Here is a 10827-nt window from a genome sequence, read left to right as displayed (position 1 = left end):
GGGGCCCGGAGCACGCCGCACAACAGAAGAAGACCGGCCCGTACGGCCAGACCCAAACCCGACCCAGCACTCACTCACGCTCACCAGAAGTCACTACCGCTCATTACTTCGGCAGCAGTCCACAACCCCATCATCGAACTCATCTCACAGGGCCTGGGCAAGCTGCCCGCCGCAGCACTATGGAGGACACTGGTGGCCGTGGACCTTTCTTTCTACAAGTCGCCCATCTCGGAGGAGATCCGAGACGAAGGCCGCGCCGAAGGACGCGCCGAAGGACGCGCCGAACGTGCCGCCGAGGACGTCCTGTCCGTCCTGGCGGAGCGTGGCGTCGATGTCCCCGAAGAGGCCCGTGAGCGCATCACCGGCTGCGTCGACCTCGAGATCCTGCACCGCTGGCTCCTGCGCGCCGTCACCGCCCCGTCCGCCGAGGAGATCTTCACCCAGGAGTAGCCCCGGCTCAGGCGGCGCAGGCCAGTTCCGGGCTGGGGCCTAGCTCGAACCGGAGGAGTTTGCCGCCGCGGCCGAAGTGGTCGTCGCAGAGCGCGGTTGGACCGGCCTCCGTACCCTCGGCTGATTCGTACGGACCCGGGGCGCGCCGCTGCTGCGGCGCGCCCCGCCCGCGTGACCGATCCCACCCGCCACGCCGTCCCCGCAGCCCCGACAATGTGTCTGTGATCTCTTCGCCGCCACGAAGCACCCACCCGAGCACCCACCGCCGGGCCGAGCCCGCCTCGACCCCGTACGTCGACCTCACCCGCGCCGAGTGGAGCGCTCTGCGCGACCGGACCCCGCTCCCCCTCACCGCCGACGAGGTCGAGCAGCTGCGCGGTCTGGGCGATGTCATCGACCTGGACGAGGTGCGGGACGTGTACCTCCCGCTCTCCCGGCTGCTCAATCTGTACGTCCAGGCCACGGCCGGTCTGCGCGGCGCGCTCAACACCTTCCTCGGTGACGCCGGCAACGGCCACGGCGAGCAGCGCGGCACCCCCTTCGTCATAGGCGTCGCGGGCTCGGTCGCGGTCGGCAAGTCCACCGTCGCCCGGGTCCTCCAGGCGATGCTGGCCCGCTGGCCCGAGCACCCCCGCGTCGAGCTCGTCACCACCGACGGCTTCCTCTACCCCATGGAGGAGCTCAAGCGGCGCGGCCTGATGTCGCGGAAAGGTTTCCCCGAGTCGTACGACCGCAGGGCGCTGACCCGTTTCGTCGCCGACATCAAGGCGGGCAAGGACGAAGTGACCGCCCCCGTCTACTCGCACCTGATCTACGACATCGTGCCCGGCGAGCTCCTCACCGTCCGCCGCCCCGACATCCTGATCGTCGAGGGACTCAACGTCCTCCAGCCCGCCCTGCCCGGCCAGGACGGCCGCACCCGCGTCGGCCTCGCCGACTACTTCGACTTCAGCGTGTACGTCGACGCGCGCCCCGAGGACATCGAGCGCTGGTACCTCAACCGCTTCCGCAAGCTGCGCGAGACCGCCTTCCAGAACCCCTTCTCGTACTTCAGGAAGTACACCCAAGTATCCGAGGAGGAGGCGCTGGACTACGCCCGTACGATGTGGCGCACCATCAACCGGCCCAACCTTCTGGAGAACGTCGCCCCCACGCGCGGCCGTGCCACGCTGGTGCTGCGCAAGGGCCCCGACCACAAGGTCCAGCGCCTGTCCCTCCGCAAACTCTGAGGAGCGCTTCGGCGTGCTGCATCTGCGACTGCTCATCCCCGCCGACCGGACCACCGAGGTCGTGCACCTCATAGAGAAGACCGTCGGCACGACGCACCTCGCGCTCGTCCCCGGCGCCGCCCGCGACCCCCGGGGTGACCTGGTGCTGTGTGATGTGGCGCGGGAGGCGGGCGACGAGCTGATAGCCGGGCTGCGGTCGCTCGGCATCGACAAGTGCGGCTCGATCTCCGTGAACAACATTGACCTGTCGCTGTCCGAGCGCGCGGACCAGGCGGAGGAGGACGCCCCGGGCGAAGCCGCGGACGCGGTGCTGTGGGAGCAGCTGGAGGAGGCGACCCACGAGGAGTCGACGCTCTCCGTCACGTACATCGCCTTCCTGGCGCTGGCGACGATGATCGCGGCGTGCGGTGTGGTGCTCGACAACGCGATCCTGATCGTGGGCGCGATGGCGGTGGGCCCGGAGTTCGGCCCGCTGGCCGGCTTCTGTACGGCGCTGGTGCAGCGCGCGCCCCGGCTGGCGTGGCGTTCGTTCCTGGCGCTGATCACGGGTTTCGCGGCGGCCATGCTCGTAGCGGTGGTCTTCAGCTACTTCATGGACTGGGTCGACCTTTTCGAGGCGGCGAAGCTGGATGCGGAGCGCCCGAACACGAACTTCATCTACCGCCCGGACTGGTTCTCGTTCGTCGTCGCGGTGCTGGCGGGCTCGGCGGGGATGCTCTCGCTGACGTCGGCGAAGTCTGGCGCGCTGGTCGGCGTGGCGATCTCGGTCACGACGGTCCCGGCAGCGGCGAACGCGGCGGTGGCCTTCAGCTACCAGAAGTACAACCAGGCGTGGGGCTCGGTGGAGCAGCTGCTGCTGAACCTGCTGGGCATCGTGCTGGCGGGGACGCTGACGCTGCTGCTGCAGAAGTTCCTGTGGAGCGAGCAGCGGACCCGTACGGCGTCGAAGTCCCGCACCTCATAGCCGCGGGACGCGAGACGCCGCCCGACCCTGGTGGCGTCGAGCGGCGTCTCCATCGAACCTCTTGCCCTAGCCGAGGGCGGACTTCACCGCGTCCGCCAGCCTCCCGGCCACCGCTCGCGCCTGCTCGATGTCCGCCGCCTCCACCATGACCCGTACCAGCGGCTCGGTCCCCGACGGGCGCAGCAGTACGCGACCGGTGGAACCCAGCTCGTGCTCCGCCTCCACCACCGCGCCCGCCAGCTCCGCGGAGGTCTTCACCCGCGACTTGTCCACGTCCGGCACATTGATGAGCACCTGCGGCAACCGCTGCATGACCGCGGCAAGATCGGCCAGCGAGCGGCCCGTCGCGACGACGCGCGCCGCCAGCATCAGGCCGGTGAGCGTGCCGTCACCGGTCGTCGCGTGGTCGAGGACGATGACATGCCCGGACTGCTCGCCGCCCAGCGCGTAGCCCTCGGCCTTCATCGACTCCAGTACGTACCGGTCGCCGACCGCGGTCTGCACCAGCTGCAGCCCCTCGCGCTCCATCGCCAGCTTGAAGCCGAGGTTGGACATGACGGTGGCGACGACAGTGTCCCCGCGCAGCGTCCCGGCCTCGCGCATGGCGAGCGCCAGTACGGCGAGGATCTGGTCCCCGTCGATCTCCTCGCCCGCGGCGTCCACGGCCAGGCAGCGGTCCGCGTCGCCGTCGTGCGCGATGCCGAAGTCCGCGCCGTGCTCGATGACGGCGGCCTTCAGCGGGCCCAGGTGCGTGGAGCCGCAGCCGTCGTTGATGTTGAGCCCGTCCGGGTCGGCGCCGATGGCGATGACCTCGGCCCCGGCCCGGGCGAAGGCCTCGGGCGAGACGCGGGAGGCCGCGCCGTGCGCCTCGTCCACGACGACCTTCAGGCCGTCGAGCCGGTTCGGCAGCACCTGCATCAGGTGGGCGATGTACTTCTCGAAGCCTTCGTCGTAGTCGGTCACGCGCCCGACGCCCGAGCCGGTCGGCCGCTCCCACGGCGCTCCGGTCCGGTGCTGGTCGTACACGGTCTCGATACGGTCTTCGAGGTCGTCGGCCAGTTTGTGCCCGCCACGCGCGAAGAACTTGATGCCGTTGTCCGGCATGGCGTTGTGGCTCGCGGAGAGCATCACGCCGAGGTCGGCGTTCAGCGCGCCGGTGAGGTGCGCGACAGCGGGGGTGGGCAGCACCCCTACGCGCAGGACGTTCACGCCCGCGCTCGCGAGGCCCGCCACGACAGCGGCCTCCAGGAACTCACCCGAGGCACGGGGATCACGCCCGACCACCGCCGTCGGCCGATGACCCGCGAAGGTTCCCACTTCGGCGAGCACATGCGCCGCGGCGACCGACAGGCCGAGCGCGAGCTCCGCTGTCAGATCCGCGTTGGCAACACCGCGCACGCCGTCCGTGCCGAAGAGTCGTCCCACAGCTGTCCTCCGAAAATGCTCCGAAACCGCAAGCCTCTGAGCGCGGTGTCCCGTCATACGCCCGAGGTACTCCGTGTACTTCGTACTTCCATAAACGAACGCCCCGGCAGCACAGGAGTGCCGCCGGGGCGAACGAAAAACCGTACAGACCAAAGCTGTACAGGCCAGCGTGCGCGTGAAATTTAGCGCTTGCTGTACTGCGGGGCCTTACGGGCCTTCTTCAGACCGGCCTTCTTGCGCTCGACCGCACGGTCGTCGCGCTTGAGGAAGCCGGCCTTCTTGAGCGTGGCGCGGTTGTTGTCCACGTCAGCCTCGTTGAGCGAACGGGCCACGCCGAGGCGCAGGGCGCCGGCCTGACCGGACACGCCGCCACCCGAGATACGGGCGATGACGTCGTAGCGGTTGTCGAGCTCGAGCACCTTGAAGGGCTCGTTGACTTCCTGCTGGTGCACCTTGTTGGGGAAGTACTCCTCAAGGGTGCGACCGTTGATCTTCCACTTGCCGGTGCCCGGAACGATCCGGACGCGGGCGATGGCTTCCTTACGGCGGCCCAGGCCGGCGGCCGGCTGGGGCTCGCCGAAACGGCCGGCGAGGGACTCGGAGGTGTACTCGCCCTCGACGGGAACCTCCGACTCGAAGGTCGTTACCGCGTCGAAGGTCTCTTCTTCCTCGACGGGGGTCTCTGCAGTGGTCTCGGCCACGATGCTCCTCAGATTTCTTTTCGTCTTAGGGGGTGGCCGGAACTACTGCGCGACCTGGGTGATCTCAAACGGGACCGGCTGCTGGGCGGCGTGCGGGTGCTGGTCACCCGCGTAGACCTTGAGCTTCGACAGCATCTGACGGCCCAGGGTGTTCTTCGGGATCATGCCCCTGATGGCCTTCTCCACAGCCTTCTCCGGGCTCTTGGCGAGAAGCTCGTCATAGCGCACGGAACGGAGGCCACCCGGGTAACCGGAGTGGCGGTAAGCCATCTTCTGGGTCTTCTTGTTGCCGGAGAGGTGAACCTTCTCGGCGTTGATGATGATGACGAAGTCGCCCATGTCCATGTGGGGGGCGTAGATCGGCTTGTGCTTGCCCCGGAGGAGGTTCGCTGCCGTAGTCGCCAGACGGCCCAGGACGATGTCCTGCGCGTCGATGATGTGCCACTGGCGCGTGACATCGCCGGGCTTGGGGCTGTACGTACGCACGGTCGTAGCCTTCGCTTCTTCAGTGATGGGGCCTCCCTAAGCCCCAGGGCTTAGGGGAAGGGTCCTGACAGGCCACCCGGACGATCACGACAGCCTTGGCGGCGCTACGGGGACGCAACCCGAGTGCCTGCCGCTGGTCATCGGCCCGGTGAGCCGGCGTAAGGGCCCCTCACGTGAGATGGAGCAAGCCAATACGCATAACGAACCAGCAGAATACCCGCGGTCCCCCGCCTGGGTCAAAACGGCTCCGCGACCGGGGGCAGAGTCGTGGGGGCGTGGGGTGCCAGGGTCCTGAGACCCGGAGGGCTTGGATCATGGCGCGCCGAGCGCCTTCGCCACGAACTCGGCCGTATTGGCGCCCAGGTCAACCGCGATGACCGCGCTGCCACCCGTCAGCCGGTCCATGATCACAAAGCTGGCCAGCAGCCGTTTGTCGCCCATGACGACGGCCAGCCTGGCCCCTGGGTCGTCCGCCGACAGAGACCGATCCGCGATCTTCCCCGTCAGCTCGGCGAATTTCTCCCGGTCCGCGTCCTCGAAGGTGACCCTGATGGACCAGCCATCGCGCCCCGGCGATGTGTCATTGAAGGCGGTGACGTCCTTGAATTTGTTGACGGTCATCCCGGGGGCTGTCGAGACGACGACGCAGGTGCTCTCGCCGCCCGATTTTTCCGAGGTGAAAGATCGCCCGTCCCACGCCGGGGACGCCGTCGCCAGGGGGTCTGCCGGTGCCGGCGTGCCGGAGTCGGTCCCGCACTTCCCCTGAGATTCGCTCTCAACCTCCAAGAGGCGCACCGGCTCGTCCGGAACGCCTGCGGCCCGCGTGCCCTCGCTCTCCCACGGCCGCACCACCAGGACGCCCGCGAGCGTCGCGGCGAGCACCGCCCCGCCGATTGCCGCCCACCACAGCCGCGTCCTGCCGTACGGAAGGCCGGCGGGCGCCGTCGATCCCGCCGTCGCGAGGCGTGCGGTCGGCCGGGGCGCCGAGACCGCTCCCGTCACCGCCTCGGGGTCGACGCGCCGCCGTGCCTCCTCCACCGCGCGGATCCGGCGCTCCCGGTGCCGTTCGATGGCCTCGATCCAGGCCGGATCGAGCCAGTCCTCCCCGCCGCGCGCGTCCGGCCGGTTCCCCAGCCGGGCCCCGCAGTGGGCCAGCACCCCGGCCGGAGTCGGACGGTCCGCCGGGTCCAGGGCGAGACAGGGCATGATCAGCGCGTCCAGCTCGGGCGGCAGCCCGGAGACGTCCAGTTCGCCCCTCGCGGCCCGCACCAGCTGCTCCAAGGCGGGGCCCGCACCACCGTCACGGTAGGGCGCCCGGCCGACGGCGAGACAGAAGAGGGTGGCCCCCAGCGAAAACACGTCCGAGGCGGCGGTGGTCGGCTCGCCGCGGGCCTGCTCGGGCGCCGCGTACGCGACCGTCCCCAGCGCCGCCTGCGTACGGGTGACGTCCCCCGACTGCGAGATGCCGAAGTCGATCACCCGCGGTCCCTCGATCGGTAGCAGGACGTTCGAGGGCTTCACATCCCGGTGCACCAGGCCGGCCGTGTGGATGGAGACCAGGGCCTCCGCCATACCGGCGGCCACCCAGTACAGGGCGCTCGCCCCGAGCGTCCCGCAGCCCTCCACCAGATCCCGCAGCGACGGCGCCGGAATGTACTCGGTCGCCATCCACGGGACTGCCGCGGTCGCGTCGGCGTCGACCACACTCGCGGTGTAGACACCCCGTACCCGCTGCGCCAGCACCACCTCACGGGCGAAGCGCCGCCGGTCGTCCTCGCTGTCGGTGAGCAGGGTCTTCACCGCGACCGTACGGCCGCCCGGCGACCGGGCCAGATAGATCCGTCCCATGCCCCCGCTGGCCAGCTCCGCCAGCACCGTGAACGGCCCGAAGCCGCGACCGGGCCGCAACGCATCCGCCACTCCGTCGGCCTGCATGCCCGCCCCCAGGATTCACGCCACGCGACAACGGCCGTCACTGTAGCGGCGATTGCTCCCTTTCCTCCAGGGAGCGCCACCGGCCAGAGCTACCGCGCCCGCTCCACCCTCCGCTCGTCCCAGACCGGCTGCGCTGTCTCCCGTACCACCCCGTCCGAGCCGAACACCAAGTACCGGTCGAACGACTTCGCGAACCACCTGTCGTGCGTCACCGCCAGCACCGTCCCGTCGTACGCCTCCAGGCCCTCCTGCAGCGCCTCCGCCGACTCCAGGTCCAGGTTGTCCGTCGGCTCGTCCAGCAGCAGCGCCGTCGTGCCCGCCAGCTCCAGCAGCAGGATCTGGAAACGCGCCTGCTGGCCGCCCGACAGCTTCTCGAACGGCTGGTCCCCCTGCCGCTCCAGCTCGTACCGGCGCAGCACACTCATCGCGCCGCCCCGGTCCTTCGCGTGCTCCGTCCACAGGATGTCCACGAGCATCCGGCCCAGCAGCTCCGGATGCGCGTGCGTCTGGGCGAAGTGGCCCGGCACCACCCGCGCGCCCAGCTTCCACTCCCCCGTGTGCGCCACCGACGTGTCCCCCGCCAGCAGCCGCAGGAAGTGCGATTTCCCCGACCCGTTCGAGCCGAGCACCGCCACCCGCTCCCCGTAGTAGATCTCCAGCGAGAACGGCTTCATCAGCCCGGTCAGTCCGAGCCCCGTGCACGTCACCGCCCGCACCCCCGTCCGCCCGCCCCGCAGCCGCATCCGGATGTCCTGCTCGCGCGGCGGCTCCGGCGGCGGGCCCGCGTCCTCGAACTTCTTGAAGCGCGTCTGCATCGCCCGGTAGCGCGACGCCATGTCGGGGCTGATCGCCGCCTGCTGCCGCAGCCGGAACACCAGCGCCTTCAGCCGCGCGTGCTCCTCCTCCCAGCGCCGCTTCAGCTCCTCGAACCGCGCGAACCGCTCCCGCCGCGCCTCGTGGTACGAACCGAAGCCGGCGCCGTGCACCCACACATCCGACCCCGCGGGACCCGGCTCCACGCTCACGATCTTCTCCGCGGCCCGCGCCAGCAGCTCCCGGTCGTGGGAGACGAACAGCACCGTCTTACGCGTCTCCTTCAGCCGCTCCTCCAGCCACCGCTTCCCCGGGACGTCCAGATAGTTGTCCGGCTCGTCCAGCAACAGCACCTCGTCCGGGCCGCGCAGCAGTGCCTCCAGGACCAGCCGCTTCTGCTCGCCCCCGCTCAGCGTCCTCAGCTCGCGCCACTGCGCCTGGTCGTACGGGATGCCCAGCGCCGCCACCGTGCACATGTCCCAGAGGGTCTCCGACTCGTACCCCCGTGCCTCCGCCCAGTCGCTCAGCGCCTGCGCGTACCCCATCTGCGCGGCCTCGTCGTCGACCGTCAGGATCAGCTGCTCGGCCGCGTCCACCGCTGCCGCCGCCTGCCTGATCCGCGGCTGCGCGACCGATACCAGCAGGTCCCGTACGGTCCGCTCGTCCCGCACGGAGCCGACGAACTGCGGCATCACCCCCAGTCCGCCGCTGACGCTCACCGTCCCGCCGTGCGGCTGCAACTCCCCCGCGATCAGCCGCAGCAGCGTGGTCTTGCCCGCGCCGTTCGCCCCGACCAGGGCGACGACCGCGCCCTCCCCCACCCGGAACGAGACGTCGCCGAGAAGCACCCGTCCGTCCGGGAGGTAGTACTCCAGATGCCCCGCCTCAAGATGTCCCATGGCCCCGATTGTCCCCGTCGGCGCCGGGCTCGCCCAACACGATTAAGATGCGGCCCATGAGCTTCGGGCAGGGGGGACCCCAGTGGGGGTCCGGCGGACAGAACCAGGACCCGTACGGGGGACAGAACCAAGACCCGTACGCGGCACAGCGCCAGGACCCCTACGGAGGGCGGCTCCAGGACCCGTACAACCCTCTCCCGGCCCCGCCGGACCCCTTCGACCTGCGCGCCTCCTCCCAGCCGGAGGGCCCGGACTGGGCCGCGCTCGCCGACGCCTCCGAGGCGCGCGCCCGCCGCAAGCGCTGGCTGCTGATCGGTGGCGGGGCGCTCGCCACCGCCGCCATAGCGGGCATCGTGGCGACCGCGATCGTCTCGTCCAACAGCGACAACGCCGCCCAGGCGTCGGACAAGAACGCCAGCCAGCTGCCCGCGGCCCCCAACCTGCCCGGCGACACCACACAGCCCGAGCCGTCGTTCTCCTCGGTGGCCCCCCTGCCGCCGCCGAATCCGAAGGAGTTCATCTCCAGCGAGAAGAAGGACACGGCGCTGCTGAGCGCCGAGACCCTCTTCCCGGGCAAGAAGATGACGATGGGCGACCGGGTCTACGCCAAGGGCGCCACCGCCCGCACCGGCACCTGCCCCTCGGCCACCCAGGGCGCTCTCGGCCGGATCCTCGACACCAACGGCTGCGACCAGGTCTTCCGCGCCACGTACAGCAAGGACGGCATCGCCGTCACCGTCGGCGTCGCGGTCTTCGGGACCGAGGCGGAGGCGAAGAAGGCCGCACGGCAGGCGGACGGCAATGTCGCCCCGCTGCCCGGCGCGGGGATCGCCACCTTCTGCAAGGGCGGCCCGGTCTGCCGCTTCACCGCCAATTCCTACGGGCGGTACGCCTACTTCACCGCCACCGGCTACACCAAGGTCAAGTCGGTCACCAAGACCGACTCCAAGGCCTTCGCGGCCGGTGACGACCTGGCGGAGTTCACCTTCCGCCAGATCGTCCGCCGCGGCGAGGCGCAGGCCTCAGCAGCAGCCACCGCCGCCGCCGGGCAGTGACCTCTTGTTGCGGGCCGCCAGATTCCTGGCGGCCAGCAAATCGTCCGCGGGGTAGCCGACTTCCTCCAGCGTGAGGCCGTGCGGGCGTACGACATGGACCGCCGAGTCCCGTACGCCCGCGGCAAGCACCTTCGCGGGCCACTCCACCGGCCGGTGCCCGTCGCCCACGAACACCAGCGCGCCGACCAGCGAGCGCACCATGTTGTGGCAGAAGGCGTCCGCACGCACGGTCGCGGTGATCACCCCGGACGCGTCCCGCTCCCACTCCAACTGCTGCAGCGTACGTATCGTGGTGGCGCCCTCGCGCTTCTTGCAGTACGCCGCGAAGTCGTGCTCCCCGACCAGCCCGGCCGACGCCGCGTTCATGGCCGCCACGTCCAGCGGCCAGTCGTGCCAGAGCACATGGCCGCGCAGCAGCGGGTCGACGCCCCCGGGGTTGTCGGTCAGCCGGTACGCGTACCGCCGCCAGACAGCCGAGAAGCGCGCGTTGAACCCCGCGGGCGCCTCGGTCACCCGCCACACCCGCACATCGCGCGAGAGCCGCCCCGCCAGCCGCTTCAGCAGCTTCTCGCGGTGGTCCTCCCACACCGCCAGGGGCAGGTCCACATGCGCCACCTGCCCGCGCGCGTGCACCCCCGCGTCGGTCCGCCCGGCGACAGTCAGTTCGTACGTCTGCGAGGAGCGCGTCACCGTACGCAGCGCGTCCTCGATCTCGCCCTGGACCGTCCGCCGCCCGGCGGCCTGCTTGGCCCAGCCCGAGAATTCCTTGCCGTCGTACGACAGATCCAGCCGCACCCGGACCCACCCGGGCTCCACCTCGTCGCTCACGCGCTGATCCTCAATCCTTTCCTGTCCAAGCGGAACGGGCCC

General features: G+C 70.4%; 9 protein-coding genes and 1 pseudogene. 4 read left to right on the top strand and 6 right to left on the bottom strand.

All coding sequences use genetic code 11. The annotated features are described in order from the left end of the window. The 3 genes and pseudogenes from ACIHCQ_RS25055 to ACIHCQ_RS25045 form a co-directional block, all read left to right on the top strand. Positions 1–450, top strand: a pseudogene (locus ACIHCQ_RS25055) (hypothetical protein); the annotation flags it as partial. 221 nt (positions 451–671) lie between these two features. Continuing rightward, positions 672–1679 carry a type I pantothenate kinase gene (coaA, locus tag ACIHCQ_RS25050; protein ID WP_399666328.1) on the top strand — a complete coding sequence of 336 codons (1008 nt, stop codon included), beginning with the start codon at positions 672–674 and terminating at the stop codon, positions 1677–1679. Positions 1680–1692: 13 nt separating this feature from the next. Continuing rightward, positions 1693–2643 (top strand): DUF389 domain-containing protein, encoded by a 951-nt coding sequence (locus ACIHCQ_RS25045; protein ID WP_399666325.1) that lies wholly within the window; start codon positions 1693–1695, stop codon positions 2641–2643. 66 nt (positions 2644–2709) lie between these two features. On the opposite strand, the gene glmM is transcribed toward ACIHCQ_RS25045, so the two are convergent. The 5 genes from glmM to ACIHCQ_RS25020 all read right to left on the bottom strand — a co-directional run bounded on the left by glmM (position 2710) and on the right by ACIHCQ_RS25020 (position 8902). Further along, positions 2710–4068 carry a phosphoglucosamine mutase gene (glmM, locus tag ACIHCQ_RS25040; protein WP_399666323.1) on the bottom strand — a complete coding sequence of 453 codons (1359 nt, stop codon included), beginning with the start codon at positions 4066–4068 and terminating at the stop codon, positions 2710–2712. Positions 4069–4250: 182 nt separating this feature from the next. Next, positions 4251–4769: a 30S ribosomal protein S9 gene (rpsI, locus tag ACIHCQ_RS25035; RefSeq protein ID WP_399666319.1), complete on the bottom strand. Its 519-nt coding sequence runs from the start codon at positions 4767–4769 to the stop codon at positions 4251–4253. 42 nt (positions 4770–4811) lie between these two features. Beyond that, positions 4812–5255: a 50S ribosomal protein L13 gene (gene rplM / locus ACIHCQ_RS25030; protein ID WP_399666317.1), complete on the bottom strand. Its 444-nt coding sequence runs from the start codon at positions 5253–5255 to the stop codon at positions 4812–4814. A gap of 312 nt (positions 5256–5567) precedes the next feature. Next, positions 5568–7190: a protein kinase gene (locus ACIHCQ_RS25025; protein ID WP_399666314.1), complete on the bottom strand. Its 1623-nt coding sequence runs from the start codon at positions 7188–7190 to the stop codon at positions 5568–5570. 89 nt (positions 7191–7279) lie between these two features. Further along, on the bottom strand, positions 7280–8902 hold the full coding sequence (locus ACIHCQ_RS25020; protein ID WP_399666312.1) for an ABC-F family ATP-binding cassette domain-containing protein: 1623 nt from the start codon (positions 8900–8902) through the stop codon (positions 7280–7282). 56 nt (positions 8903–8958) lie between these two features. On the opposite strand from ACIHCQ_RS25020, the gene ACIHCQ_RS25015 reads away from it, so the two are divergent. Next, positions 8959–9957, top strand: coding sequence for a hypothetical protein (locus tag ACIHCQ_RS25015; protein WP_399666309.1), 999 nt, complete (start codon positions 8959–8961; stop codon positions 9955–9957). On the opposite strand, the gene truA is transcribed toward ACIHCQ_RS25015, so the two are convergent. Then, positions 9925–10785, bottom strand: coding sequence for a tRNA pseudouridine(38-40) synthase TruA (gene truA / locus ACIHCQ_RS25010; RefSeq protein WP_399666306.1), 861 nt, complete (start codon positions 10783–10785; stop codon positions 9925–9927). The genes ACIHCQ_RS25015 and truA overlap by 33 nt on opposite strands. Positions 10786–10827 lie beyond the last annotated feature (42 nt).

Source organism: Streptomyces sp. NPDC052236, assembly GCF_044548015.1.
GTDB lineage: Bacteria > Actinomycetota > Actinomycetes > Streptomycetales > Streptomycetaceae > Streptomyces.
This window is presented reverse-complemented; position numbering and strand designations above follow the sequence as displayed.

Excerpts from the sequence above, each read along its gene's own strand:
- ACIHCQ_RS25020 (WP_399666312.1), bottom strand. The coding sequence starts at position 8,902 with ATGGGACATCTTGAGGCGGGGCATCTGGAGTACTACCTCCCGGACGGA.
- ACIHCQ_RS25015 (WP_399666309.1), top strand. The coding sequence starts at position 8,959 with ATGAGCTTCGGGCAGGGGGGACCCCAGTGGGGGTCCGGCGGACAGAAC.
- ACIHCQ_RS25025 (WP_399666314.1), bottom strand. The coding sequence starts at position 7,190 with ATGCAGGCCGACGGAGTGGCGGATGCGTTGCGGCCCGGTCGCGGCTTC.